Source organism: Microbacterium sp. BG28 (genome assembly GCF_034044005.1).
Lineage (GTDB): Bacteria > Actinomycetota > Actinomycetes > Actinomycetales > Microbacteriaceae > Microbacterium.
This window is the reverse complement of sequence record NZ_JAXCHA010000001.1, coordinates 746,924-773,066: the sequence shown is the minus strand read 5'-3', so window position 1 is coordinate 773,066 and position 26,143 is coordinate 746,924. Positions and strand designations below refer to the sequence as shown.

Here is a 26,143-nt window from a genome sequence, read left to right as displayed (position 1 = left end):
ACCTGTGCTTCGGAGGAGGGGCCGTGTTTCGGACGCGTTACAGGATCGCGGCGTCGCATAAATGGCGCGTAACGGATGACCCGGACCTTCCGTTCCACCCGATTCCGGCCCGTAATTTCGATGCCATGCCAGCTGTGGAACCCCCTCCCGCCCTTGATCTCTTCGACGGCGTCGCGCGCGGCGACGTCGCGCCAGATTGGGTGCGATCCGGCATCGTCCACGCCTGGGGGATCGAGCCCGCCGCGGTCGTGACGCTCATCGTGCTCTCAGAGAACGTGACTTTCAGGGTAGAACTCGGTGGCGTCGCGTTGATGGTCGTCCGGTTGGGTCGACCGGGGTACGCGGCGGGACCTGACCACATCCGCAGTGAACTCGTCTGGGTGGAGGCACTCAGGAGAGACGCCGCCATCCCCACACCCGAACCGCGACGCGGAGTCGACGGGGACTTCGTTCAGTTCCTGCACGATGAGGCAGGAGCTCTCTGGTCGGCCGTGGCGTTCGATTACGTCACCGGACACATGCTTGAGGACGAGCCGGTCGCGAGAGTGGCGGCTCGCTACGGCGAGATCGGTCGGCTCACCGCACTGTTGCACGCACACGCGCGGAACTGGCGGCCGAGCGGCAGCTTCGCCCGGTTCTCTTGGGACGTTCCCGACATGGTGGGAACCGCCGCCCGATGGGGCGACTGGCGGGGAGCAGCCTTGTCGGCGACGCAGACACGCACACTCGAGCGTGCGGAAGCGGCGGCACGCGCGACTCTCGATGAGCTGCGGATCGATCGGTCACCGGTCCACTTCGGGCTGATCCACGGGGATCTGCGCCCGTCGAACGTCATGGTGACGGAGGACGTGAGCGACCCGCTGACGATCATCGACTTCGATGACTGCGGGTATGGCTATTACCTGTACGACTTCGCTGCGGCGATCACGTTCTATGAGCACCGTCCCGAAGCTCTGCGTATGGCATCGAGCTGGATCGAGGGGTATCGGCAACTGATGCCCCTCTCATCCGCCGATCTGCGTGGGGCGGGCGCGTTCTCGATGCTTCGTCGACTCACCATGCTCGGCTGGGCGACCACGCACCGCTCCGATGCGCTCCCGCCCGCCCTGTGGGAGGAGAACCTGCCGGGCACCGTCGAGGTCGCCGAACGGTTCCTCGTCGATCGCAGCTGGCTCACTCGCGGCTGAAGACGCCGTTCTCCGCAGAACCATCCGAACACTCGAGGACCTTCCATGAATCTCAGAGACCTTGAACGCGACCCCAATCCGCTCGTCCAGTTCGCGAAGCCGCCGTGCTACGAGCTCGTTGGCGAGTCATTCTTCCTGGTCATGGACGGCGGCATCGACTACGAACTGCGCTTCACCGGCCGCCGCACGCTCGAGTGGAACGCGCACGGCGAGGAAGCGCGCGCGGTCGAGTACGACGCGATGAAGGCGGATGAGCAGACCTACCTCGTCACCTTTCGCGTGGAGGAGCCGATGCTGGCATCGCACAGCTATGTGATCGATCTCGAACAGCGTCTGGTCACGCGACACGTGTCGACCGTCGGGGAGAATCCGCGGCATCCGCTGCTGCAGAGGAACCACTTCGATTTCGGTGCGATCCGAACGGAGGGTTATGCGCTGCCCTACAAGCGCCATTACTACACCGATGATCTCCTGGGGACCCGCGCCGAATGGCATTGGTCGACCGATCTGGTCTCCCGCCACGCGTACGTGGACACGAACTTCTACCGCGTCACGTGGGAGGAAGGCTCCGCGATGGAGGACTCCTTCGAGGAGGAGTTCGACAAGATCCCCGCCACCGACGAGCTCGCGACGTTCATCCGAATCAAAGAGAACATGTACGTCTTCGTCGTCGTGGAGGAGAAAGTGGAACGACTGCTCGGTGACGATCAGCCCTTCCGCAGCGACAGCATGTTCTTCATCGAGAACTTCGATCGCTGCTTCCACGTCGGTCGCGCCTTCGGGCACATGATGGTCGACGGTGTCGCCGAGCCCATCTGGATGATCTACGGCGCGTTCGGCAACACGCTCGAGCTCCCCGAATCTCTGCTGACCCAGCCGAATCGCTACACCGCGTGATCGGGAAAGGACCCCAGGACATGACCATCGATCGCGCCCACCATGGACGCCGCTACGGCATCGCCCAGTACCGTTACCCGCTCAGCTACGTCCTGGCCGGTATGACCCTCGATCTGCGGTCGGCGGCGGGGGACGCGATGCGGTGGGACTTCACCGGCCCGGATCGCGTCACGCTGACTCGCGGCGAGCACTCCGAGGTGTCCGTCTACGAATGCCTGCCGGTCGCCGAGGACATCTACCTGGTCAGCTTTGAGATCGCGCCTCTGTTCGCAGTTGTCGACCTCGTTCGCGGTCGGGTTCTCGAGGTGGATGTCGCCGCGGACGCCGAGACCGCCTACGCGATCGAGGGCGCGTTAGATCCCGGCGCCGCGCCGATAGAGGCCACCGATGACATGACGGGAACGTCGGTCAGCTGGATCCTGGGAGACGGACGTGATCTGCGCTTCGACTACGTGAGCGCGAACGAGAGTCGGCAGAGCTGGAGCCCGCGTCACGACCGCGTCCACGATCTTCCAGCGCGCTACTACACCCTCGCCGAGGGGTTGTACGTCGTCGTCGCCCGGACCGCGGCCCCTCCCGGGATCGACCTGCCGCAGGGGCTGAACCGGCTCGTCATGGTTCAGGACTTCCGCAAGGTGGTCCTGGGCGGCGTCGCGGTGTCCGCGGTCTTCAATGAGAGGGTGTTGTTCTCCGGCTACGGGACGTTCCGCGACGCGAGCTGACGGCTCGTTCGCGTCGGGGCCTACAGCTCCAGTTCGACCGCGGTCTCGAGAGCGGCTTCGATCGAGCGCATCCACCCGTCCTTGAGCGCGGTGTTCTTCTCGTCGTACAGCGATGCGCCGTCGACGAGGTTGCTTGAGCAGGCGCACACCATGCCGGCGCGCAGTCCCCGCATCCGCGCGACGATGTAGAGCGCCGATGCCTCCATCTCGACGTTGAGGATGCCCATGCGGTTCAGCTGGCCGATCCACTCCGGCGTCTCGGCGTAGAACGCGTCGTCGCTCACGCTGATGCCGCTGTGCGAGCGCGTGCCGGATGCGGCGGCCAACCGCTCGGAGTGCCGCTGCAGAGCGAGCGTGAGCGCGAGGTCCGGTACGGCAGGAAAGCCCTTGGGTAGGTACGCATCCGTCGTGCCGTCGTTGCGGAAGCTTCCCTCGCTCACGAGCAGATCGCCGGGTTCGATGCCCGGTTGGAGTCCGGCGGAGCTGCCGACGCGGATGAACGAGGTCACGCCGACGCGGGCGAGCTCTTCCACAGCGATCGCGGTCGAGGGGCAGCCCATTCCGGTGGAGGTCGCGGTGATGTGGCGCCCCTTGTACCAGCCGGTCATCGTGCGGTGCTCGCGGTTGTGCGCGACCTCGCGCACGTCGGTCAGGAACTCCGCGACCAGCGGTACGCGGAACGGGTCGCCCGGCAGGAGAGCCACGGACGACACCTCTCCCGGTGCGATGCCGATGTGGTACTGCCGGGCGGTGAGACCGGCCTGGGACTTGTCGACGGGCTGAGACATGCTTGCTCCTCGGGTGCTGAGACGAACGGTTCGTCGCAGTCCCCGCCCTGGCTGCCGCCATGGTTGTTAGGACGCGCGGTCAGGCTAGCACCGTGTGCGCGCCTGCTTCGCCGAGCGCGCACTCATTCGTCGAGCGAGCACCCGATCGCATGCTCGCTCGGCGAGAGAATGCTCACGTGCGAGGCGGAGGCGGCTGCGCGCGGGTGCAGGGCACCCGTGCCGGTGCGCAGGGGCAGGCCCGACCCGCCGCGACGTGCGGCGACGATCTCGGCCAGCACGGCGATCGCCGTCTCCGCGGGCGTGACGCCGGCCAGATCCAGCCCGAGCGGCGAGTGCAGGCGGGCGAGATCGGCCTCGGCGACGCCCGCCTCGCGCAGCAGGTCCGCCCGTCGGGCCACCGTGCGCCGGGCACCCATCGCGCCCACGAAGCCGACGGGAAGCGCCAGCGCGGTCTGCAGCGCCGGGATGTCGAGGCGCAGGTCGTGGGTGAGCACGCAGACCGCGGTGCGCTCGTCGATCTCGCCCCGCTCGTGCAGCTGCTGCAGGTACTCGTGGGGGAGGGCGCACACCCGCTCGTCGGCCTCCGGGAACCGCTCCGCGGTGACGAGGGTGTCCCACACGTCGCACACTGCGACGGCGAAGCCGGATGCGGCGGCCACCCGGCTGAGGGCTGCGGCGTGCTCGCCGGCGCCGAGGATCACGAGGCGCGGGCGGCGCGGGGCGGCCACGACGAGCAGGTCGTCGTGCAGGGCGCTCTCGGTCACCGGGTCGTGCGGCACGAGCGTGCCGGCGCCGGGCCCCGACGCGACGATGCCGATGGCTGCCGAGCGATCCGCCGCGGCCCGCTCGAGCGCATCGAGGGCGACCGCGTCCGCGGGGGAGACGACGCTGATCACGGCGTCGATCGTGCCGCCGCAGGCGAGCCCCGCGGCGAACGCCTGATCGTCGGTGAACCCGAACCGCGCCGCGTCGCCGGTGCCGCGGGCGAGGGATGCGAGGGCGACCGCGACCGCGTCGCCCTCCACGCATCCGCCCGAGATCGAGCCGATCACCCGGGCGTCGCGCGTGACGGCCATCGCCGAGCCGACGCCGCGGGGCGCGGAGCGGGCGACTCCCGCGACGGTGATGGTCGCCACGGTCTGCCCCGCGCGCAGCAGCGGCAACAGGTCGGCGGCGAGTTCGAGCATCCTCCCACGCTAACCAGCGCGTGTTTCGTGCGCGATACGCTGACCTGATCATGCCCCAGCCATCCGTCGCCGGCCTCGTGCTCGCCGCGGGTGAGGGGCGCCGGTTCGGCTCTCCCAAGGCGCTCGCCCGCACCGCCGACGGACGCTCGTGGCTGGCGCTCGCCGTCGGAGCGCTCCGGGATGCGGGCTGCTCGCCGATCTACGTCGCGGTGAGCGCGACCCTCGACGAGGTGCTGCCGCTCGTGCCCGCCGACGCGGAGCCCGTTGTCGTCCCCGATCCGTCGGAGGGGATGAGCGCATCGCTGCGTGCCGGGCTCGCCGCCGCGCAGGCCTCGGATGCGGTGGCTCTCGGGATCATCACGGTGGACACCCCAGATCTCCCGGCCGCCGCGGTGCAGCGGGTCATGGGCGCGGTGGATGCCGCCTCGCTCGTGCAGGCGGTGTACGGCGACCGCCCGGGGCATCCCGTGGTGATCGGCCGGGACCACTGGACGGCGCTGGCCGCATCCGTCGTGGGCGATCGGGGAGCGCGGGACTATCTGCGTGCCCACGGCGCGGAGCGGATCGACTGCGCCGACCTCTGGTCCGGGGAGGACCGCGACACCCGTTGATGCGCCCTGGCGCCTCCGCGGCCCAGAATGGGCGTATGCCGGACGACACCGACGACGAGCTGGCGCGTCTGCAGGCGCGTGCGTACGGTCCCGCCGCCGACATCGATGCGGAAGGCCTCGCTCGGCTCGCCGCGCTCCAGGAGAGCAGGGCCGCTGCCATGCCCAACGCTGGGCATACGGCGGATGCCGCGGACGCGTTGGCGGCGCTCTTCGGACCGCCGGCGGAACCTGAGGGCCCCGCATCCGACGTCGCGGCCCCGACGCGCCGCGGGTTGCGTGCCGGACTCCGTGAGGAAGACCTCGCGCCCGCACCCGAGCCCGAGGTCGTCTTCGAGCCGCTGCCCGATGCCGCGTCGGAGGCCGCCGAGGAGGAACTCGCTGCGCCCGCGCGATCGAGCTCAGCCACGCGGATCGCCGCGTGGCTGCCGAGCGGACGGATGCGGTGGGCCTGGATCGCGAGTCTCGTGGTGGCAGTGGTCGTCACGGCGCTCGTCGCGGCGTGGCTGCGCCCCTCGGACGGCGCGGGACGCGCTGCGACGTTGACACTGCGGACCGACACCGCGACGGGCGACCGCATGCGCGGGTCGATGTCGATGGAAGACGGTGTGCGTTACTTCGGCGAGTACCTCGGGCTTCACATCTACTCGGTCGACTCCTGCCTCGAGGCATCCGTGGGCGATGCCCGGCGGCCCGTGTGGCGTACCTGCGCCAGCGAGGAACTCACCCCGATCATGGACGTCTACTTCTCCGGTGCGAACGACGAAGGCGGACTACCGGTACCGGATGCGGTGTCGGAGCGTTTCCCGGAGGGGGCCGTCATCCGCTTCACCCTTCGCGGTGACACCGTGCTCGTCGACGAGGGTCCCCTGCCCAGCCGCGGCTGAGCGTCGTCCACCGAGATCCGGCCGAACAAAGGAGGAGCATGCCCGACTCGACCGAGGAAGAGCTCGCTCGCCTGCGTGCCCGCGCCTACGGCCCGCATGCCGATCTCGACGAGGCGGGGCTCGCGCGGCTCGCCGAGCTCGAGGCCACGCTCTCGCCGCGGCGCCCGAGCGCCGCACGCACCCCGGAGCCGGAACAGGAACCCGCGCTGGAAGCGGAGCCGAAACCGGCGCCGTCACCGGTCGACGCGGCGGAGGCCCTTCCTGCGGACGAGCCGGAGCCGATCCCGCTCATCGCTCCGGTCTCGTTGACCGCGGAGCCGGCGCCGCGGACGCTCGATCGCCGTCTGCGCGTGGCGTGGGTCCTCAGCATCCTCCTGACGGCCGCCGTCGCCGCAGGACTCACCGCATGGACGCTCCCGTGGGGTGTGCGCGACGATCAGCAGCACGCCGCGCGGCTCACCGAGCAGCCGGGTGAGGTCCCAGCCATGACCGAGTGGGACATCCCGGGGCTCGATCAGGACGACCTGCGCTCATACGGCTCCTACCGAGGTCTGGAGGTCTATGCGACCGACGCGTGCATCATCGTCAGGGCCACGATGTCTGATGCGGGAGGTTCGAGCTCCGGCACGTGCACGGGCGCGGGGCTCGAACCCGCCATCGACTTCTACGTCATGCGCGCGCCGCGAGCCGGCGAGGGCGGGATGCGGTATCCCGACGAGACGCGTGCGCGCTTCCCCGACGGGGGTGTCGTGCGTTTCGCTCGCCACGGTGACAGCATCCTCGTCGACGAGGGAGAGCTGCCTCCCGGGTTCTGAGCTTCAGGTGCGGATGACCACGTTCTCGGGCTCCTCGTCCGCGAGCAGGTGGGCGATCTGGCGGCGCACGAGGGCCACCATCCGCGGCTGCATCGCGGTGGATGCGCCGCCCACGTGGGGCGAGATGAGCACGCCCGGCAGCTCCCAGAGCGGGTGATCCGCCGGGAGCGGCTCGGGGTCGGTGACGTCGAGTCCGGCGCGGATGCGGCCGCGGCGCACGTGGTCGACCAGCGCATCCGTGTCGATGAGCGTGCCGCGTCCGACGTTGACCACGAGCGCACCATCCGGCAGGGCGGCCAGCTCCGCGTCGCCGATGATCCCGCGGGTGCGCTCGGATGCGGGGAGCGCGAGGATCAGCACCTCGGTCTCGGCGAGCACCGCGTGCAGGTCCTCAAGGGCCGCCACCTCGACGCCGTCCTCGGTGCGCGCATGCGTGGCGACGGCGCGCAGCTTCACCTCGAAGGGGCGCAGGCGCGCGGCGATCGCCTTGCCGACGCCGCCGAAGCCGAGCACGGTGGTGCGGCGGTCGGCGAGGCTCTGCGCGAAAGCGCGCGTCCAGTCGTGCTGACGGGCGAAGACATCGAGTTGGCGCTGGACGGCGAGCGTCAGCGCGAGAGCCAGCTCTGCCGTCGAGGTCTCGTGCACGGTCGCGGCGTTGGCGAACACGATCCCCGGGGGCAGCAGTTCCTCCGTCCCCTCGTAGCCGATCGACTGGCTCTGCACGAGGCGGGTCTCGACGCCCTCGAGCCGCGCGACGACGTCACGCGCGCTCATGTACGGCGGCACGACCAGGTCGATCCGGTCCGTCTCGGAGGCCGCATCCATGGTCCAGACGATCACCTCCACGCGTTCACCGAGGTCGGCCAGCTCGGCGGCGAAGGCGGGATCGGGCACGGACACGACGAGGCGGGAGGGCGTCATGCTGCGAGCGTAGCCACCGTGCCGATGAGCACCCCGAGCGTTGCGCTCCCACATCCGTTGCGGGTCGTACCCGCGTCCGCATCCGCGTCCGCGTCCGCTCGGCAGGAGATCTCCGTCATTCAGGACGATTCCGCGCGAATCGTCCTGTGGAAGGGATTTATCCTGCGCACGGGATGCGGCCGCCGCCCGTGCCCGCCCTAGCCTGGCGCCATGTCCGCCATCCGGGTCGTGCGTCCGACGCGCTCGCGCGCTCGCGCGGCGGTGTGGGTCGCCGTCGTCGTGGTCCTCGTCGGGATCGTGGGGGCCGTCGCCGCGCTGCTCTACTCGGTGGTCTCGGGGGTCGGGGGACGTCTCGCCGTCTTCTTCGGGATCTACCTCGCAATGGCGGCGCTCGTCCTTCTCGCGCACCGCTTCGACGGCCTGCGGAAGCAGATCCCGCTCGGCTTCACCCGCGCGCGGCCCGCACGGCAGGTCATCGCCGGCATCCTGCTCGCGGTCCTGTTGCTGATGTTGGTCGTCGGCGTTCCCGCGCTGGCGGGTGCGGAGGTGGGCGGCATCGTCGGCGCGGGGCAGAACACCCTGTGGTTCGCGCTCGTCTCCTCGCTCACGGTGGGTGTCGCCGAGGAGCTGATGTTCCGGGGGTATCTGCTGGGGCGGCTGCGGATCGCCCTCGCATCACGCGTGGGCGCGATCATCGTCTCCTCCGTGCTGTTCGGGCTTCTCCACCTTGTCAGCGGCGACATCGTGCAAGTGCTGGTGACCGCCTGTATCGGCGCCCTGCTCGCGACAGCCCGGGTGGTCTTGCCGAGCTGCTCACTCGCCTCGGTCATCGTCGCCCACGTCCTCTACGACGCGAGTCTGGCCGTCATCGGCGCGTCGATCGCCGGCTGACAGACCCCTCAGCGGGAACGGTCGCCCCACTCCTTCTCCGACACGACCCGGGCGACCGTGAGCCCGATCGCGAGTGCCGCCACGACGAACAGCGCCTGCACGCTGTTCTGCACCGCCGCGAGGGTGTCGCCGTCGATGGTGGCGACGATGGCGCGATACGCGGCAGCGCCGGGGACCATGATCACCACCGCCGGCACCGTCAGCGCCACCCGCGGTGCGTCGAGGCGGCGGTAGCAGACGAAAGCGCCGAGGCCCACGAGCACCCCCGCGGCCATCGCCGCGACGGCGGGCATGAGTCCCGCATCCACCGCCGTCAGGCGTGCGGTGTTCGCGATCGCGCCCACGGCGGCCGAGGCGATCGCGATGCGCCAGGGGGTGGCGAACAGCAGGGCGAAGCCGAGCACGCCGATGAATCCGGCCACGAGGCGCATCACGGCGAGCACGGGTTCGTCCAGCAGGGGTGTCGCCACGGCGCCGGGCGACGTGGCGAACAGCGCCGCCACGGCCCAGACCGCGGAGCCGGCGGTGAGCAGGATGAGGCAGGCGTAGACCACGCGCGCGATCCCCGCGTTCAGGTCGAGGCGGGCGAGGTCCATGGCGCCGGTGACCAGGGGGAAGCCGGGCACGAGGAAGAGCACCGCGCTGGTGAGGGCCGCGTCGTGCGCGAAGGGCTGGCCCAGCACCTCGAGGAACTGGGCGGCGCCGAGGTAGATCAGCAGCGCCGTCGCCGCAGCGAGGAACACGGTGAGGAACTCGTTCAGCCGCGCGCGGCCGAGCAGCATCCGGATCGTCTGCCCTGCCGCGGCACCGACTCCGACGGCGACGGCGGCCGCCCACCCGCCGTTGTTGAGCAGGGCGAAGGCGGCGCAGGCAGCGCCGGCGGCAACCACGCGCAGCAGCATCCCGTACCGCGCCGGACGCGCGGCGATCGCATCCAGACGCGCGGCGAAGTCCTCGACGCTTCCGCCCGCCTCGGCCTCGACCTCGTGGGAGAGCCGCTGCAGGGCGGCGATGCGCTCGGCGTTGACGACGGGGCGCGCGACCTCGGCCACGCGGGTGCGCACGAGCTGGCCGCGGCTGACGGTGAGCACGATCTCGAGCATGCCGACGCGGGCGTTCATGGTCTCGATGCCCCATGCGCGGCCGACGCGCTCCATCGTGGTGCGCACGCGCGCGGAGGAGGCGCCCGCGCCGAGCATGAGGATTCCCAGGCGCAGCACCGCGTCGGTGAGGGCGACGAACCGCACGGGTTCCAGTCGTGCCTCATCGAGGGGGGTGGCGTCGCCGTCGTCCGCCGGGATCATACGGGCGCCGGCCATGCGGCCATCCTCCCACCTCTACGCCCTCGGATGCGGGACCAAGGCCCCGCCGCGCTCGCGCCGCCTTGCCCACCCCCCCGGCGCCGCCTCGCCCCCCGCGCCGCCTCGCCCCCGGCGCCGCCTCGCCTGTCCGCCTGTCACAGATCGACGCGTTCCGCGCGATCTGTGACAGGCGAACAGGGGTTGCGGCGGCCTAGGAGACGGCGACCTCGTTCGGGGTGACGGCGAGCGTCGTGCTCGCGAGCACCTCGCCGGTGGTCAGGTCGACCGCGTGAACCTTCTTCGCGGCGGGCTCGGTCACGTAGGCGATGTCGCCCGATACGACGATGGCCGGATGCGGGTCCTGCCACTCGAGCGGACCCTCCCACGCCGCGATGACCGGGAACTCGTCCACGAGCTCGCCGCTCGCGGGATCGATCACGTGGATCGAGCCGTCGGTGGCGAGGATGTAGCCGAGGTCCTTCGGACCCCGGGCGAGGTCGCGGAACGTGTACGAGACGCCCTCCGGCAGCGGCACGACCTTCATGCTCGCCTTCCGGGTATCGATCAACGCGACGCTCGAGAGCAGGTAGCCCTCCGCATCCGGGTCGTTCTTGTAGTCGCCGACGACGAGCGGGCTCGTGTCGGTGACGAAGATGTTGCCGGTGCGGCCGTACGTGTCGGGTGCCGTGACCTTCGCGATCTCGCCGTCGCGGTAGATCAGCGCGCCGTTCTCGCATCCGAACACGAGGACCTCGTCGGCGGCCGTGCCCTCGCCGTGCACGCCGGGGCAGTCGGCGTTCGAGGTGATCTCGGTGCCGTCCTCGTCGCGCACCGTGATGCCGGTGCGGCCGTTTGCCGAGCCCACGGTGGTCACGAAGGTGCCGTCCTCGAGCACGATCGACACGCCGTGGTGCGCCTCGGTGCCGGGGATCGTCGTCGAGGCGGGAAGGGCGTCGCCGAGCGAGGCGAACGCATCCGTGTCGATGATCGTCGTGTCGCTCGTGCCGTCGGCGTAGAGCACCGTCTTGCCCGCGTGTCGCACGACGTGCCCGGGAGCGTCCGCGGGGAACACGAGGCCGGTCAGCGCGGGCTCGGACCCGGATGCGGCACCGGTGTCGAGAATCTGGAAGCCCTCGCTCATCGTGACCAGCACATGCGAGCCGTCGCCGGCCCGGTTGAGCCGGGTGAACTCCTCGGAGGCGAGGTCTCCGACCGTCTCCAGCGTCGTGCCGTCGAGCACGAGGATGCCGCCCTCGTAGCTGATCGCGACGCGCTCGCCGACGGGTGCGTCGGCGGAGGTCGAGGATGCGGGCGCGGTGCCGGCGCAGGCGGTCAGCGTCGCGGCGGCGACGAGTCCGAGCGCGAGCAGCGCGGGACGTCTCAGGTGCATGTGGTGCCTCTTTCTGTGGTTTCGCGGGCGGGGCCCGCCGGCCGGTGCGGCCGTATGGATGGGCTCAGGAGAGCCCGGCGACGATGCGCTGCGTGTTGACGCGCATCATGGTCAGGTAGTCGCCGGCCGGGCCGTCGGCGGCCGTGAGCGACTCGGTGAACAGTTCCTCGACCCGCACGTCGATGCCGGCCTCCTCGGCCAGCGCGCGCATGAGCCGATCGGGTGAGGAGGACTCGGCGAAGATCGTGCGCACGCCGGCCTCCCGGATGGCGGAGACGAGCTCCGCGAGGTCGGCGGCGCTCGGTGCGGCGAGCGTCGTGCCGCCGGGGATCGCGGCACCCACGAGACGCACGTCGAAGCGGTCGGCAAGGTAACCGAAGACGTGGTGATTGGTCACGAGTGCACGCCGCTCGGCGGGGATGGCGGCGAGGGCCTTGCTCATCTGGGTGTCCAGAGCCGCAAGCTCGGTGCGATACGCGGCGGTGTCGGCGCGAAGAGTCGTCGCATCCACCCCGTCGATGGCCGCGAGGGTCGGCTCCAGCGCGTCGACGACCTGCAGCATCCGCGCGGGATCGGTCCAGAAGTGCGGGTCGGCGGCGCCGTGCGCCTCCTCGCTCGCGTACGGCAGGACGCCGATGACGTCACCCGCGACGAACTGCGCGACGCCCTCGTCCGCCGCTGCCTCGAGGTGCTGACCGAGCCCCTCTTCGAGCCCGAGACCGTTCGAGACCACGAGGTCGGCCGAGCGCAGCCGCGCCGCCTCCTGGGCCGAGATCTCGAAGGAGTGCGGATCCGAGTCCGGCTTCATGAGGGTCACGACCTCGGCCTGATCGCCGACCAGCTCGGTCACGACGTCGCCCAGGATGTTGGTGGAGACCACGACGAGAGGTCGATCCTCGACCGTCGGCGCGCAGGCCGACAGCGCGCCCGCGACCACGAGCGCGGCGGCGAACGCGGCGAGGCGCCGCCCGGCGGTCATCGGCCGGTCTCCGCGACGAAGGCCGGCTCATCGATCGTGGCGAACGTGCGGGCGATGCGCCCCGCATCCGCGAAGTCGATTTCGAAGAGCACGCGTTCGGCGATCCCGTTGAGATAGGCGCGCCGGTCGTCCGCGATGAGGGTGGGTGTCCGTCCCGCCGCGAGCGAGGCGGCGACGAGCGGTTCGGTGAGGGCGAGTTCGGCACCCGTCGCGCCGTCGATCACGCTCACCCTTCCCTCGACCGTGAGCCCGAGCACGTGCTCGGATGCGTCGTCGACGGCCGTGACGGCGATGAGCGGTCGCGGGGCGGCGAGCGCCGTCGCCGTGCGTTCGCGCGTGTCGAGCAGGACGATCGACCCGTCCGGGCTGAGGCCTGCGGCCGTCGGGCGACCCTCCCGGTTGGCCCAGACGCGGGGCGCCGCGACCCCCTCGGGCAGCGCGATGCGTTCGACGGCGGTGCCCGCATCCGCGGCGACGGCCAGCAGCACGCTGTCCCGGCATCCGAGGACGGCGCCCACACGCGTGGTGAGGGTCCCGGCAGGATCCGTGCACGCCACCGGGTCGCCGTTCACCGTGCCGTCGCGGTCGCGCACCTGGACGGCGCCCTCGCCTGTCGTGACGAGGGCGTGGTCACCCACAGGCACGATGTAGCCGTCGTGCTCGGGTATCCGCACGCGGAACCGCTCGACGACCTCGCCCCTCGAGAGGGCCTCGGTGTCCAGCAGCACGGCCTCGCCGTCGGCGAAGAAGATCCCGGTGCCGCCCGTCGTCGATGAGTTGGTCGTGGCGACACGGGCCGTGCCGTGGCCGGGGACCCTCTCGAGCACACGCGGCTCGGCACGGTAGTAGTGGAAGTGGTCGATGTGATCCCAGGTCCACATCCCGCTGTCGACGATCTCGACGCCGTCGCCCGTGTCGGCGAAGAGGTAGCGACCGTCGGTGGCGGTCGTGAGCGGCGCGTCGATGCGGCCGAGGCCCGAGGCCTCCTCGGAGAGCAGGTCGAGCAGCGTCAGTCGGCCGTCGGTGGTCGCGGTCAGCAGGTGAAGGGGCGGCTCGCTCACCTCGGCGGCGCCGGCGACCTGCCCGTGGCCGGCGCCCGCGGTCGGCTCGGGTTCTGGCTGCGGAGGGCTCGCGCAGGCGGCGAGCAGGAGAGTGGATGCGGTGATGACGGTGAGGGCGAGGGGATGACGCACACGGAGCTTTCTAGAGGGGAGCCGGCACCGCGGTCGCGGAGCGGCGGGAGACGAACAGGGAGCGCAGCAGCGCGGACAGCGCGGCCGCGGCGATGGCGGATGCGGCGATCGATGCTCCGGCGGCCGTGCCGAGGTGCCACGAGAGCGAGAGTCCGGCGGTGACGGCGGCGATTCCGACGACGGCGGCGAGGATCATGGCGGCGGCGACCCCGCGCACCCACGGCCGGGCGGCCACAGCCGGGGCGAGCAGCATCCCGACCACGAGGAGCGAGCCGACGGCCTGGTACGAGGCGACGACGGCGAGCGTCACGAGGCCGGTGAGCGTGGCCTCGGCCCACGCCGGACGCACGCCCAGCACCCGGGCGACGCGCGCGTCCACGGCCACTGCCACCAGCGCCCGGTGCGCGACGACCGCGAGCACCAGCCCGAGCCCCGTCGCGACGGCCAGCACTGCGAGATCCTCGGCCGAGATCGCCAGCACGTCGCCGAAGAGGATCGCGGTCGCATCCGTCGCGAAGCTGCCGGAGTGCGAGATGACGATGACGCCGATGGCGAGCATCGCGACGAACAGGAGCCCGATGCTCGTGTCGTACGCGAGACGCCCGCGCCGGCGGAGCGCCCCGATCCCGATCGTCATCGCCACGGCGCTCGCGGCGCCGCCGAGGAGAACGGGGGCGCCTGTCACGGTGGCGAGGGCGACGCCGGGGAGCATCCCGTGCGCCAGCGCCTCGCCGAGGAACGCCATGCCGCGGATGACGACCCAGGTGCCCACGACCGCGCACAGCACGGCCACGAGCGAGCCGCCGACGAGTGCGCGCAGCAGGAACCCGTGCTCGAGGGGCAGGAGAAGGGTCACGACACCCGACCGTAGCGATAATGAGAACCGTTCTCAACTCGATTAGGGTGGTCGGATGTTCCTCTCCGATTCGCCGCCGGCTCGCGCACCGACGCCCCTGTGCGCGGCGGGGCTGCGCGTCGACGCGAGGGGGCGGACGCTGCTGCATCCACTCGATCTGCGCCTCGATCCGGGTGTGATGACCGTCATCGCGGGGCCGAACGGCGCGGGAAAGACCACGCTTCTCGAGGCGCTCGCCGGGGTGCGGCCCGGCCGGACCGGCGTCGTCGACGGGGCCGGGCGGATCGCCTTCGTCCCCCAGCATTCAGCCATCGCCGAGCAGCTGCCGCTCACGGTGGCGCAACTGGTGCGGATCGGGGCCTGGCGGCGCCGGCTCCCGCTGCCCTCCCGCGCGGAGCGGACGGATGCGGCGGAGGCGATGGCCGCGCTCGAGATCACCGACCTCGCCTCCCGGCCCGTGGCGACGCTCTCCGGCGGTCAGCGCCAGCGTGCGCTGCTGGCTGCGGCGCTCGCCCGCCGCGCCGACGTGCTGCTGCTCGACGAGCCGACGACGGGGCTGGATGCGGCCAGCAGCTCCCGCATCCTCGCCGCCGTCGAGCGGGAGCGACGGCGCGGCGCCGTGGTCGTGTGCGTGAGCCACGACCCGGTGCTCATCGCCGCCGCCGGGCGCGTGCTCCGCCTCGAGGGCGGCCGCCTCGTGTGACCCCTCGCCGCCGCCCCTGTTGAAGGGACCCCTCTTGCGGGGCGGAGCGCCCGGACGCGACATCACGCGTCCCTTGAACAGAGCCGCCGTCGCGGAGGGTGACGATCGCTCCCCGGACACCGCGCGCCAGCGCGCTTGCGCTAGATCCAGCCCTTCTCGCGAGCGACCTGCGCGGCCTGCGAGCGGTTCTCGGTGCCCGTCTTGCCGATCGCCGACGAGAGGTGATTGCGCACGGTGCCCGCCGAGAGGAACATCTCCGCGGCGATCTGCGCGACCGCCCGGCCGTCGGCCGACAGGCGCAGCGCCTGCTGCTCGCGCTCGGTCAAGGGGCTCTGACCCTCGAACAGCGATGCCTCGGCGAGTTCGGGATCGACCACGCGGAGCCCCGCGTGCACACGCCGCACCGCGTCGGCCAGGCGATCCGCCGGCGCATCCTTCACGATGAAGCCGCTGGCTCCCGCATCCAGCGCTTGGCGGAGGTAGCCGGGTCTGGCGAACGTCGTCACCACGAGCACGCGTGTCGCCGGACTCGCCTCGCGCACCTGACGCGTGGCGGTGATCCCGTCGACCCCGGGCATCTGGATGTCCATGAGGCAGACGTCGGGCGTCGTGTCGGCGGCGAGGGATGCGGCCTGCGCACCGTCGGCGGCCTCGGCCACCACGACGAGATCGCCCTCCAGCTCGAGCAGGGCTCCCATCGCACCGCGGACGAGTGCCTGGTCGTCGACGAGCATCAGCCGGATCGGTGCGGTCACCATGTCATGCTCACTCTCGTTCCGCCGCTGGGCGCCGGAGCGACCTCGAGCACGGCTCCGGCCGCGGCCGCCCGCTCCTGCATGCCCCGTATGCCGTTGCCCGCGCGCTGGCGCACCCCTTCGCCGTCGTCGTCGACCGTCACGACGCCCGGTGCGACCGAGATGCGCACCGTGCGGGCGTGCGCATGGCGCAGGATGTTGGTCGTCGCCTCCCGGACGATCCACCCCGCCGGCAGCGACTGCGCGGGAGAGAGGGATGCGGCGTCGCCGCTGACCTCGACGGTCATCCCCGCCGACTCGAGCGCCGCACGGCTCGCGACGAGCTGCTCCGCGAACGCCCGGCCGCGGATGCCGGTCACGGTGCTGCGCACGCCCGTGATCGCCTCGCCCGTGAGGCGAACGATGTCGGCGAGTTCGGCCTTCGCACGCTCGGGGTCGCGATCGACGAGCCGCTCGGCGAGCTCGGCCTTCAGCTTCACCGCCGTCAGCGTGTGCCCGAGGAGGTCGTGCACGTCGCGGGCGATCGCCGTGCGCTCGTCGCTGGCGGCGAGCTCCAGACGGATCCGATCCGTGTCGACGGAGCGGCCGATGAGCCAGCTGGTCACGGTGTTGACGACGGCGATCATGACGACCACCGACAGGATCTGGATGTTGTCATCGATCGAGCCCGTGGCGACGATCACGACGACGACGAGTCCGATGCCGGCGGCCGTCGTCGCCCAGTGCCACATGCGCCGGAGACCGTAGCTCGCGTACGACATCACGAACGGCACGAAACTCAGAGCGCCGTCGCCGATCGCGGGCACCGTGGCTGCGGCGCAGGCGATCTGCACCCAGAAGAGCGTCCTCACGAGTGTGCTGGGCGTCCCCCAGGCCGACCGCATGCCGGAGACGAAACCGACCACGTAGGCCACGGCGAACCCCGCCAGCGCAGCCCACCCGAGCACGAGGAGGCCCAGAGGGGCCGTCGACGCCAGCAGCGAGAGGATCGGGAAGACCAGGAAGACCATCCACACGATGGCCATGAGCCAACCCCAGCGCTGCCACGGATCCTGTGGCACGCGCGGGGGCACGGAGGGGCTCGTCACCGCTCGAGCCTAACGACGGCGACGCGAACGCACGACGCCGAAGCGCACCAGCAGGGCGAACAGCGCACCCCAGACGACCACGTTGAGAACGACGGCCCAGAGCGGGTCGGAGCCGCCGGCGACGAGCGCCCCGCCCGTCGCCGGCCAGCGCACGAGGGCGGCGTAGCCGTACATCGGCGTCCACTTCGCGATGTCGAGCATGACACCGCTCAGGGGAACGAACACGTTGCCGAAGAAGCCGAAGAAGGTGATCGAGATCGACGCGAGGGCTGCCGCCGAGTCCGAGTTGAACGCGAGACCGACACCCAGACCGAACAGGCCGTAGACCAGGCCGAGGACCAGCGTGATCGCCGCCGACGCGAACCAACGCCACATGTCGTCGGCGGCGGCTCCCGTCACGTACCCCGCGATGTAGACGATGAGCACCGACAGTGCGGCGAACGACACCGCCGACAGCACCTTCGTCAGGGCGTATCCGGCGGTCGAGAGCGGCGTGAGCGCGAGCTGGCGCCCCCAGCCCTGACCGACCTCGGATGCGGCGAGCGAGCACAGCGAGCTCATCGCCGTCGCGGTGCCGTACGCGCCCATCGAGACCATGACGTAGAACGAGGCGTTCGCGTGACCGACATTCTGCGAGGCGTAGTCCATGCTGGCGCCGAACAGCAGGTACATCGCGAACGGCATCGCCAGCGTGAACGCGAGCGTGTAGGGGTTCCGCAGCTGACGCAGACCCTCGATGCGGTACATCGCGGGCGAGACGAGCGTGCTCATGAGGGCTCCTCGGTGAGTCGGGTGAAGGCGGATTCCAGAGTCGGGGCGGTGATCTCGAGGTCGCTCGCGCCCGCGGCGAGCAGGCGCGCGGCCAGAGCGTCGGATGCGGCGGTGCGCACCGTGAGCCGTGACGCGTCCACCGAGACCTCGGCGGCGGACTCGTCGCCCACGAGCTCGGCGGCGAAGGCCGTGGCCAGCGCCTCGTCGGCGAGCGTCGCCGAGACGAGGCGGCCCCCGAGGGAGGCGCGCAGGTGCGCGGTGGCGGCGTCCGCCACGATGCGGCCGCGGGTCATCACGACGGTGCGCCGGGCGAACTGCTCGGCCTCCTCGAGGTAGTGCGTGGCGAAGACGATCGTTCGTCCCGCATCCGCGTCGGCGCGCATCGCCTGCCAGAACCGGCGACGGGCCGTGACGTCCATGCCCGCGGTGGGCTCATCGAGCACCAGCACGTCGGGGTCGGGAAGGAGGGCGAGCGCGAACTTCACGCGCTGCTTCTCGCCGCCGGAGCACTTGCCCACCCGGCGGCGGGCGATCTCGGTGAGATCGGCGCGCTCCATCACCTCGGCGACGCGGGAACCCGCACCGTACAGGTCCGCGATGACGGTGACCGTCTCCCGCACGGTGAGATCCGACAGCAGGCCGCCGGTCTGCAGCACCGCGGCGAGCCGGCCGGCCGCCACCGCGCGGTGCGGGTGGGCGCCGAAGACGAGCGCGCTGCCCTCATCCGGCTCCGCGAGTCCGAGCAGCACGTCGATCGTGGTGGTCTTGCCCGCCCCGTTCGGGCCGAGCAGCGCCACGATCTCGCCGCGCTCGATGCGCAGGTCGATGCCGTCGACGGCCGTGAAGCGCTGACCGGCGCGCCCGAAGCGGCGCACGATACCGCGCAGTTCGACGGCGGCCGCATCCGGGGCGAGGGGGGTGTCGGGTATCTGCACGCGCGGTTCGCTCATGCCTTCAGCCAACCGCGCGGCATCCTTCGGCGCCGGAGGCTTCTGTCACGTCCGCGGCATGACACGTGTCATGCCCGGTGGGACGCGGGCCGATGCTCGCGCGCGCCACGGCGCTCGCTCCCGCGTTCGCCTGTCAGAGATCGATGCGCGGGGCTTGATCTGTGACAGGCGGGGAAGGGGGAGTCCGCTCCCGCGTCAGGCGGCGGCGGAGACGACGGCCGCGATGGCCGAGCTGAAGAAGCCGAGACCGTCGACGCCCGAGCGCATGGCGGCGGAGGTGTCGGGGCCGAAGCCAGGCTCGACCGCGTGCTCGGGATGCGGCATGAGTCCGACGACGTTGCCGCGTTCGTTGGTGAGCCCGGCGATGTCGTCCAGCGAGCCGTTGGGGTTCACGCCGAGGTAGCGGAACGCCACGAGACCCTCGCCCTCGACGCGCGCGAGCGTCTCGGCGTCGGCGATGTAGCCGCCGTCGGCGTTCTTCAACGGGATGACGATCTCCTGGCCCGCGCCGAAATCGCTCGTCCACGCGGTATCGGCGTTCTCGACGCGCAGACGCTGGTCGCGACGCACGAACTGCTGGTGGGCGTTGCGGATCAGTCCGCCGGGGAGCAGGTGCGCCTCGACGAGCATCTGGAAGCCGTTGCAGATGCCGAGGATCGGCATACCGGCGGCGGCCGCATCCTTCACCTCGGACATGATCGGCGCGAGGGCCGCGATCGCACCCGCTCGGAGGTAGTCGCCGTAGCTGAAGCCGCCGGGCAGAACCAGGGCGTCGACGCCCTGAAGGTCGTGATCGCCGTGCCAGAGCGCGACGGGCTCGGCTCCGGCGACGCGGATGGCGCGCTGCGCGTCGCGGTCGTCGAGCGAACCGGGGAAGGTGATGACCCCGATGCGTACGCTCATTCGACGACCTCGATGCCGACGACGTCCTCGATGACGGCGTTGGAGAGCACGTCGTCGGCGATCTGGCGCACCTTCTCGAGCAGCGCCTCATCGACGGCGCCCTCGACGGTCAGCTCGAACCGCTTCCCGATCCGGACGGAGCCGAAGTCCTCGACGCCGAGGCGGTGGAGGGCGTTCTGGACCGCCTTGCCCTGCGGGTCGAGCAGTTCGGCCTTGGGCATGACATCGACGACGATCGTGGGCATAACGGCTCCGAGGGTGCGCGGGAGATGATCTGCTCCCAGTCTAGAGGCGGGCGGGAGGCTCGCGCTGCCGGCGCGTTATCGAACCGTTACTCGAACACTGGGAGCGCTCTCTTGACCTCGCGGGAGCGCTCCCATACTGTGAGTCGCGTCCGATGAGAGCGCTCCCAGTCCTGGGGACAGCGGAGAGCTTTCTGGCACCGAACCGCATCCACAAAGGAGTGTCCCGTGAAATCACGCGCCCTGCGACCGCTCGGCCTCGCCGCCGGCATCGCAACCGCAGCCATCGTCCTCGCCGGTTGTTCGACCGGTGGCGGAGAGCAGTCCGACCCGAACGCGCCGGTCACGCTCACCATCGCCACCTTCAACGACTTCGGCTACACCGATGCACTCCTGCAGGAGTACATGGACGAGAACCCGAACGTGAAGATCGTTCACAACAAGGCCGCGACGTCGAATGACGCCCGGGCCAACTACTTCCAGAAGCTCGGCAAGACCGGCCTCGCCGACATCGAGGCGATCGAGGTCGACTGGCTTCCCGAGGTCATGCAGTACTCCGACATGCTCGCCCCGGTCCCCACCGATCTGACCGACCGCTGGCTGGACTGGAAGGTCAAGGCGGCCACCGACGCCGACGGCAACCTCATCGGCTACGGCACCGACATCGGCCCCGAGGCCGTCTGCTACCGCTCCGACCTGTTCCAGGCCGCCGGTCTTCCGACCGACCGCGCCGAGGTCGGCAAGCTCTTCGACGGCGACTGGGCCAACTACTTCAAGGTCGGCGACCAGTACGTCGCAGCGACCGGCAAGGCCTTCTTCGATTCGGCCGGCGGCACCTACCAGGGCATGATCAACCAGGTCGAGGCGGCCTACGAGAACCCCTCGGACGGCAAGATCACGGCGACGACCAACCCCGAGGTCAAGGACATCTACAACCAGGTCACCGCGGCCAGCGCGACGCAGTCGGCGCACTTCAGCCAGTGGTCCGACGACTGGTTCGCCGGTCTCAGCAACGGCGACTTCGCCACGATGCTCTGCCCCGGGTGGATGCTCGGTGTCATCTCCGGCAACGCGAAGGACGTCACCGGCTGGGATGTCGCGCCGATGTTCCCCAACGGCGGCGGCAACTGGGGCGGTTCGTACCTGACCATCCCCGCCAACGGCAAGAACGTCGCGGCGGCGCAGAAGCTGGCCGACTGGCTGACCGACGCGAAGACCCAGGTCAAGGCGTTCGAGAACGCCGGCACCTTCCCGAGCCAGAACGACGCGCTCACCGACTCCACGCTGCTGGACTCGACCAACGAGTACTTCAACAACGCTCCGGTCGGCCAGATCTTCTCCGAGCGGGCCAAGGCTGTGACGGTCAGCCCCTTCAAGGGCGAGTTCTACTTCCAGGTCAACGACGCGATGCAGAAGGCGCTCACGCGCGTCGAGGACGGCACGCAGGACGCGAAGGCTTCGTGGGACCAGTGGGTCTCTGAGGTCGAGGCCATCAAGTAATCCCGCAGTGGGACGGGCCCGCAGGGCCGACCCTGCGGGCCCGTCCCACGCTCAACGAAACGAAGGAACGACGTGAGCGCCTCGTCCACGACGGCCAGATCCCCCAAGCGCATCGGCTTCGGTGGCAAGAGCCTCAGCTCCTGGGACCTCAAGCTGTCCCCCTATCTGTACATCTCCCCCTTCTTCATCCTGTTCCTGATCGTCGGGCTGTTCCCGATCGCCTACACGGCGTACATCTCGTTCCAGGACTGGGACCTCGTGCGCGGCACGGGCACCTTCGTCGGCTTCGACCAGTACGCGACGGTCATCAACGACCCGAAGTTCTGGACCGCGCTGCGCAACTCGTTCTCGATCTTCCTGCTCTCCACCGTCCCGCAGCTGATCCTCGCTGTCTTCATCGCGGTGCTGCTGGACCAGAACATCCGCGCCAAGACCTTCTGGCGCATGGGCGTGCTGCTGCCCTACGTCATGGCCCCCGTCGCCGTCGCGCTCATCTTCTCCAACATGTTCGGCGACCAGTACGGTCTCGTGAACTCGATCCTGACCGACCTCGGTATCCCCGCCATCAAGTGGCACTCGGATGCGTTCGCCAGCCACATCGCGATCGCCACGATGGTCAACTTCCGCTGGACCGGGTACAACACCCTCATCCTGCTCGCGGCCATGCAGGCCATCCCGCGCGACTTCTACGAGGCCGCGACGGTCGACGGCGCCGGCAAGGTCCGCCAGTTCTTCTCCATCACGCTGCCGAGCCTCAAGCCCACCCTGATCTTCGTCATCATCACCTCGACGATCGGCGGCTTGCAGATCTTCGACGAGCCGCGCATGTACGACCAGACCGGAACGGGCGGCGCCGACAACCAGTGGCTCACGATCACCCTGTGGCTCTACGACCTCGGATGGGGCCAGTGGAACTTCGGTCGCGCCGCCGCCCTCGCGTGGATCCTGTTCCTCATCATCCTCGCGATCGGCGCGATCAACCTCTTCGTCACCCGTGGACTCGTGCGTGACGAAGGCAAGAAGTCCGACATGAGCCGAGCCCAGATGCGCGCCGCCCGACGCGCCGCCAAGGAAGCGGTCGAAGCGTCCCGCACCGCGTCCCAGAAGACGGAGGTCCTCCGATGACCACTCTGCAGAACCCGCCCGTCGCGGCGGAGGAAGCGCTGCTGGAGCCCGGCCGCAAGCCGGTGCGCAGGCGCCGTCCCGTGCGCGGGTCGCGTCCGGGCTGGTTCGTGTACGCCGCCCTCGGCGTCGTGCTCCTCAGCGCCGCATTCCCGTTCTACTGGTCGCTGCTCATCGGCTCCGGCGATTCGTACACCATCCGCGACCCCAACATGTCGTGGATCCCCGGCGGCAACTTCATCGCCAACGCCGCGAAGGTCATCAACGACCCGGCCGTCAACTTCTGGCCGGCGCTGTGGAACTCGATCTTCAGCTCGGCGCTCATCGCCGCATCCGTCGTGTTCTTCTCGACGCTGGCCGGATGGGCCTTCGCGAAGCTGAAGTTCCGCGGCTCGAGCTGGCTGCTCGTGTTCGTCATCGCCACGATGGCCGTGCCGACCCAGCTCGGCGTCGTGCCGCTGTACCTCCTGTTCAGCGAGATCGGATGGACGGGTCAGATCGGCGCGATCATCATCCCCGCCCTGGTCAGCGCCTTCGGCGTGTTCTGGATGACGCAGTACATCCGCCAGGCCGTGCCGGACGAGCTGATCGAGGCTGCCCGCGTCGACGGGGCGAGCTCGTTCCGCACCTTCCTCACGGTGGGTGTGCCCGCCGCGCGTCCCGCGGCGGCCATGCTGGCCCTGTTCACGTTCGTGACGGCCTGGAACAACTTCTTCTGGCCGTTCATCGTGCTCGACCGGCAGAACCCGACCCTTCCGGTCGCGCTGTCGCTGCTGCAGTCCAACTACTTCGTCGACTACTCGATCGTCCTCGCGGGCGTGCTGCTGTCGACGATCCCGCTCCTGGTCCTCTTCGTCTTCGCCGGCAAGCAGCTGGTGAGCGGAATCATGCAAGGCGCCGTCAAGGGCTGAGGCCCGGGCGCGAGAAAGGTACATCGATGAGCGACGCTCTGCGCGCGTTCCCGCGGAACTTCCTGTTCGGAGCGGCCACCGCGGCCTTCCAGATCGAGGGTGCAGCCTTCGAGGATGGGCGGACCGCATCCATCTGGGACGCGTTCTGCCGCGAGCCCGGTGCCGTCATCAACGGCGACAACGGTGACGTGGCATGCGACCACTATCACCGCTACGGCGACGACGTCGCACTGATGAAGGGCCTGGGGCTGGACACCTACCGGTTCTCGGTGTCGTGGTCGCGCGTGCGCCCGGACGCCGGCCCCCTCAATCAGAAGGGGCTGGACTTCTACAAGCGTCTGGTTGACGAACTGCGCGACGCCGACATCCTGCCGTGGCTCACGCTCTACCACTGGGACATGCCGCAGGCGCTTCAGGAGCGCGGTGGCTGGACGGTGCGGGAGTCGAGCGACCTGTTCACGGCGTACGCGCTGGACGTGTACGACGCGCTGGGCGACAGGGTCGACATCTGGACCACCCTCAACGAGCCGTGGTGCTCGTCGTTCCTGAGCTACACCGCCGGCATCCATGCCCCCGGCCACTACTCCATCGCCGAGGGAATGCTGGCCTCGCACCATCTCCTGCTCGGTCACGGACAGGTCGTGCGGGAGCTCCGAGGACGCGACGCGGGCAAGAACCTCGGCATCACGTTGAACCTCACCGTTCCCGACCCGGTGGACCCCCAGAACGAGGGTGACCGGGATGCGGCGCGCCGCATCGACGGCCAGTTCAACCGCTGGTTCCTCGACCCGATCTTCCGCGGCTCGTACCCGCAGGACGTGATCGATGACATCCGCGTCGTGGACCCGGCGGCGGTCGAGACGTGGCAGGCCGCCATCCGTCCGGGTGACCTCGAGCTCATCGCGCAGCCCATCGACAGCCTGGGTGTGAACTACTACCACGGCGAGTTCGTGGGCGCCCAGCCCGACCCGAACCCGCCGCTTCCCGGCGAGGCGCCCACCGATCGCCCGGGCCGCTCGCCGTTCCCGGCGGCGGAGGGGATCTACTGGCACGACCGCGGCCTGCCGCGCACCTCGATGAACTGGGAAGTGCAGCCGGAGGGCCTGACCAGGCTCCTCCGTCGTGTCTCGGACGAGTACGCCGCCCCCGCGGGCACCGTGCTCTACGTCACCGAGAACGGCGCGGCCTACGACGACGAGCTCGTCGTCGAGGGCGGCATCGCCCGGGTGAAGGATGTGGAGCGCACCGCGTTCCTGCGCGCGCACCTGTCGGCGGTGCTGGATGCGGCCGACGCGGGCGTCGACGTGCGCGGCTACTTCTATTGGTCCCTGCTCGACAACTTCGAGTGGGCCTGGGGCTACGAGAAGCGGTTCGGAATCGTCCACGTCGACTACGACACCCAGGTGCGTACGTTGAAGGACAGCGCTCTGGAGTATCGTCGGGTGATCGCCGCCCGTGCGATCGATAACGCGCCCGAGGGCGCCGTCCTGCAGAGGTAGAGAACCGTGACCAGCGACCCTCGTCGTGCCACCGCCACCATCGAGGACGTCGCCGCGATGGCCGGGGTCTCCCGGTCCACGGTCTCCCGAGTCGTCAACGGCGCCACCGCAGTGAGTCCCGCTGCGGTGGCCGCCGTCGAACTCGCCATCAACGAGCTGAATTACGTGCCCAACCGCGCCGCCCGCTCGTTGGCGAGCCGCGCGACGATGGCGATCGCGTTGATCGTGCCGGAAGACACGAACAGGTTCTTCGGCGACCCGTTCTTCGCGTCGATCGTGTCGGGCATCAACGCTCGGCTCAGCAGATCCGACTACGTGCTGAACCTCATCATCGCGAGCAACGATCCTCGGGACAAGACGGCGGCGTATCTGCGCAGCGGTGCCGTCGACGGAGCGATCGTCGTCTCGCACCACACGACCGACACGTTCGTCGACCGGATCGCCGCGGCGGTCCCCGTGGTCTACGGCGGCCGGCCCGCCCACGGCCGCCCCGGTGCGTACTTCGTCGACATCGACAACGTCGACGGCGGCCGCACGGCGACTCGGCACCTCGTCGAGGCGGGCCGCACCCGTATCGGCACGATCTCGGGCCCCATCGACATGCCCGCGGGCATCGACCGTCTCACCGGCTACCGTGAGGTGCTTCAGGATGCGGGCCTGCAGGTCGGCCCGATCGAGGACGGTGGCTTCAGCTCGGCCGGCGGTTACGCGGCGATGGAACGCATCCTCGCCTCCGGCGCCGAGATCGATGCCCTGTTCATCGCGAGCGACCTCATGGCGCGCGGCGCGCTGGCGGCGCTGGAGCGTACGGAGCTGAGCGTGCCGGACGACATCGCCATCGTCGGCTTCGACGACTCGCCGGTCGCCACCGCGGTGACCCCCGCGCTGACGACCGTGCGCCAGCCGTCGCAGCAGCAGGGCGAGCAGATGGTCGACGTGCTGCTGGCGCTGCTCGCGGGGCAGGAGCCCCCGCACGCCACGATCCTGTCGTCCGAGCTGATTCGGCGCGAGTCCGCCTGAGTCGCCGCATCCGGTTCGATCGGATGCGGGGCGTCGCGAGCGGACGAATCCCACCCG

General features: G+C 70.3%; 27 protein-coding genes. 13 read left to right on the top strand and 14 right to left on the bottom strand.

Annotated features, from left to right (window positions below; genetic code table 11):
- The first annotated feature begins 125 nt into the window (after positions 1–125).
- Genes SK224_RS03915 through SK224_RS03905 form a run of 3 tightly spaced genes read left to right on the top strand, consistent with a single transcriptional unit; the run spans position 126 to position 2,806 of the window.
- Positions 126–1,187, top strand: a complete 1,062-nt coding sequence (locus SK224_RS03915) for a phosphotransferase enzyme family protein (RefSeq protein WP_320433477.1) — start codon at positions 126–128, stop codon at positions 1,185–1,187.
- 45 nt (positions 1,188–1,232) lie between these two features.
- Positions 1,233–2,084 (top strand): MoaF N-terminal domain-containing protein, encoded by an 852-nt coding sequence (locus tag SK224_RS03910; protein WP_320433476.1) that lies wholly within the window; start codon positions 1,233–1,235, stop codon positions 2,082–2,084.
- A gap of 20 nt (positions 2,085–2,104) precedes the next feature.
- Positions 2,105–2,806 (top strand): MoaF N-terminal domain-containing protein, encoded by a 702-nt coding sequence (locus SK224_RS03905; protein WP_320433475.1) that lies wholly within the window; start codon positions 2,105–2,107, stop codon positions 2,804–2,806.
- A gap of 20 nt (positions 2,807–2,826) precedes the next feature.
- On the opposite strand, the gene SK224_RS03900 is transcribed toward SK224_RS03905, so the two are convergent.
- Both SK224_RS03900 and SK224_RS03895 read right to left on the bottom strand, forming a co-directional pair.
- Complete coding sequence (locus SK224_RS03900; protein ID WP_243232189.1) at positions 2,827–3,594, bottom strand: nucleoside phosphorylase; 768 nt, start codon at positions 3,592–3,594, stop codon at positions 2,827–2,829.
- 122 nt (positions 3,595–3,716) lie between these two features.
- Complete coding sequence (locus tag SK224_RS03895) at positions 3,717–4,781, bottom strand: XdhC family protein (protein ID WP_320433474.1); 1,065 nt, start codon at positions 4,779–4,781, stop codon at positions 3,717–3,719.
- A gap of 50 nt (positions 4,782–4,831) precedes the next feature.
- Between SK224_RS03895 and SK224_RS03890 the strand changes: the two genes are divergently transcribed.
- Genes SK224_RS03890 through SK224_RS03880 form a run of 3 tightly spaced genes read left to right on the top strand, consistent with a single transcriptional unit; the run spans position 4,832 to position 7,091 of the window.
- On the top strand, positions 4,832–5,392 hold the full coding sequence (locus SK224_RS03890; RefSeq protein WP_320433473.1) for a nucleotidyltransferase family protein: 561 nt from the start codon (positions 4,832–4,834) through the stop codon (positions 5,390–5,392).
- A gap of 35 nt (positions 5,393–5,427) precedes the next feature.
- Positions 5,428–6,276, top strand: a complete 849-nt coding sequence (locus tag SK224_RS03885; RefSeq protein ID WP_320433472.1) for a hypothetical protein — start codon at positions 5,428–5,430, stop codon at positions 6,274–6,276.
- Between the two features lie 38 nt (positions 6,277–6,314).
- Positions 6,315–7,091, top strand: coding sequence for a hypothetical protein (locus SK224_RS03880; protein ID WP_320433471.1), 777 nt, complete (start codon positions 6,315–6,317; stop codon positions 7,089–7,091).
- 3 nt (positions 7,092–7,094) lie between these two features.
- Here SK224_RS03880 and SK224_RS03875 read toward each other — a convergent pair whose 3' ends face one another.
- A complete protein-coding gene (locus SK224_RS03875) occupies positions 7,095–8,012 on the bottom strand; it encodes an NAD(P)-dependent oxidoreductase (protein WP_320433470.1) in 918 nt (305 codons plus the stop codon).
- 210 nt (positions 8,013–8,222) lie between these two features.
- Between SK224_RS03875 and SK224_RS03870 the strand changes: the two genes are divergently transcribed.
- Positions 8,223–8,903 (top strand): CPBP family intramembrane glutamic endopeptidase, encoded by a 681-nt coding sequence (locus SK224_RS03870; RefSeq protein ID WP_320433469.1) that lies wholly within the window; start codon positions 8,223–8,225, stop codon positions 8,901–8,903.
- 8 nt (positions 8,904–8,911) lie between these two features.
- On the opposite strand, the gene SK224_RS03865 is transcribed toward SK224_RS03870, so the two are convergent.
- The 5 genes from SK224_RS03865 to aztB all read right to left on the bottom strand — a co-directional run bounded on the left by SK224_RS03865 (position 8,912) and on the right by aztB (position 14,622).
- Positions 8,912–10,222: a threonine/serine exporter family protein gene (locus tag SK224_RS03865; protein ID WP_320433468.1), complete on the bottom strand. Its 1,311-nt coding sequence runs from the start codon at positions 10,220–10,222 to the stop codon at positions 8,912–8,914.
- A 193-nt stretch (positions 10,223–10,415) separates the two neighbouring features.
- Positions 10,416–11,594, bottom strand: coding sequence for a zinc metallochaperone AztD (gene aztD / locus SK224_RS03860; protein WP_320433467.1), 1,179 nt, complete (start codon positions 11,592–11,594; stop codon positions 10,416–10,418).
- Positions 11,595–11,658: 64 nt separating this feature from the next.
- Entirely contained in the window at positions 11,659–12,573 is a 915-nt protein-coding gene (gene aztC, locus SK224_RS03855) for a zinc ABC transporter substrate-binding protein AztC (protein ID WP_320433466.1), read from the bottom strand.
- Positions 12,570–13,766: an ABC transporter gene (locus SK224_RS03850; RefSeq protein WP_320433465.1), complete on the bottom strand. Its 1,197-nt coding sequence runs from the start codon at positions 13,764–13,766 to the stop codon at positions 12,570–12,572. Before SK224_RS03850 ends, aztC begins: the two co-directional genes overlap by 4 nt.
- 10 nt (positions 13,767–13,776) lie before the next feature.
- Complete coding sequence (gene aztB / locus SK224_RS03845; protein WP_320433464.1) at positions 13,777–14,622, bottom strand: zinc ABC transporter permease AztB; 846 nt, start codon at positions 14,620–14,622, stop codon at positions 13,777–13,779.
- A gap of 55 nt (positions 14,623–14,677) precedes the next feature.
- On the opposite strand from aztB, the gene SK224_RS03840 reads away from it, so the two are divergent.
- Positions 14,678–15,325, top strand: a complete 648-nt coding sequence (locus tag SK224_RS03840; RefSeq protein ID WP_320433463.1) for an ATP-binding cassette domain-containing protein — start codon at positions 14,678–14,680, stop codon at positions 15,323–15,325.
- 140 nt (positions 15,326–15,465) lie between these two features.
- Here SK224_RS03840 and SK224_RS03835 read toward each other — a convergent pair whose 3' ends face one another.
- The 6 genes from SK224_RS03835 to purS all read right to left on the bottom strand — a co-directional run bounded on the left by SK224_RS03835 (position 15,466) and on the right by purS (position 20,037).
- Complete coding sequence (locus SK224_RS03835) at positions 15,466–16,083, bottom strand: response regulator transcription factor (protein ID WP_320433462.1); 618 nt, start codon at positions 16,081–16,083, stop codon at positions 15,466–15,468.
- Positions 16,077–17,168, bottom strand: coding sequence for a sensor histidine kinase (locus tag SK224_RS03830; RefSeq protein WP_320433461.1), 1,092 nt, complete (start codon positions 17,166–17,168; stop codon positions 16,077–16,079). Before SK224_RS03830 ends, SK224_RS03835 begins: the two co-directional genes overlap by 7 nt.
- Before the next feature lie 9 nt (positions 17,169–17,177).
- Entirely contained in the window at positions 17,178–17,939 is a 762-nt protein-coding gene (locus SK224_RS03825; RefSeq protein WP_320433460.1) for an ABC transporter permease, read from the bottom strand.
- Positions 17,936–18,889 (bottom strand): ABC transporter ATP-binding protein, encoded by a 954-nt coding sequence (locus tag SK224_RS03820; protein WP_320433459.1) that lies wholly within the window; start codon positions 18,887–18,889, stop codon positions 17,936–17,938. The genes SK224_RS03825 and SK224_RS03820 overlap by 4 nt, the downstream gene beginning before the upstream one ends.
- A 195-nt stretch (positions 18,890–19,084) precedes the next feature.
- Positions 19,085–19,792, bottom strand: coding sequence for a phosphoribosylformylglycinamidine synthase subunit PurQ (gene purQ / locus SK224_RS03815; protein WP_320433458.1), 708 nt, complete (start codon positions 19,790–19,792; stop codon positions 19,085–19,087).
- The gene (purS, locus tag SK224_RS03810; protein WP_320433457.1) at positions 19,789–20,037 is read right to left on the bottom strand and encodes a phosphoribosylformylglycinamidine synthase subunit PurS; all 249 of its coding nucleotides are present in this window, start codon (positions 20,035–20,037) and stop codon (positions 19,789–19,791) included. The genes purQ and purS overlap by 4 nt, the downstream gene beginning before the upstream one ends.
- 225 nt (positions 20,038–20,262) lie before the next feature.
- Between purS and SK224_RS03805 the strand changes: the two genes are divergently transcribed.
- The 5 genes from SK224_RS03805 (at position 20,263) to SK224_RS03785 (ending at position 26,086) form a co-directional block, all read left to right on the top strand.
- Positions 20,263–21,534, top strand: coding sequence for an ABC transporter substrate-binding protein (locus tag SK224_RS03805; RefSeq protein WP_320433456.1), 1,272 nt, complete (start codon positions 20,263–20,265; stop codon positions 21,532–21,534).
- A 72-nt stretch (positions 21,535–21,606) separates the two neighbouring features.
- Positions 21,607–22,659 carry a sugar ABC transporter permease gene (locus SK224_RS03800; RefSeq protein WP_309734498.1) on the top strand — a complete coding sequence of 351 codons (1,053 nt, stop codon included), beginning with the start codon at positions 21,607–21,609 and terminating at the stop codon, positions 22,657–22,659.
- Positions 22,656–23,567: a carbohydrate ABC transporter permease gene (locus tag SK224_RS03795; RefSeq protein WP_320433455.1), complete on the top strand. Its 912-nt coding sequence runs from the start codon at positions 22,656–22,658 to the stop codon at positions 23,565–23,567. Before SK224_RS03800 ends, SK224_RS03795 begins: the two co-directional genes overlap by 4 nt.
- Before the next feature lie 26 nt (positions 23,568–23,593).
- Positions 23,594–25,066 carry a glycoside hydrolase family 1 protein gene (locus SK224_RS03790; protein ID WP_320433454.1) on the top strand — a complete coding sequence of 491 codons (1,473 nt, stop codon included), beginning with the start codon at positions 23,594–23,596 and terminating at the stop codon, positions 25,064–25,066.
- A gap of 6 nt (positions 25,067–25,072) precedes the next feature.
- Entirely contained in the window at positions 25,073–26,086 is a 1,014-nt protein-coding gene (locus SK224_RS03785) for a LacI family DNA-binding transcriptional regulator (RefSeq protein WP_320433453.1), read from the top strand.
- Positions 26,087–26,143: the final 57 nt, after the last annotated feature.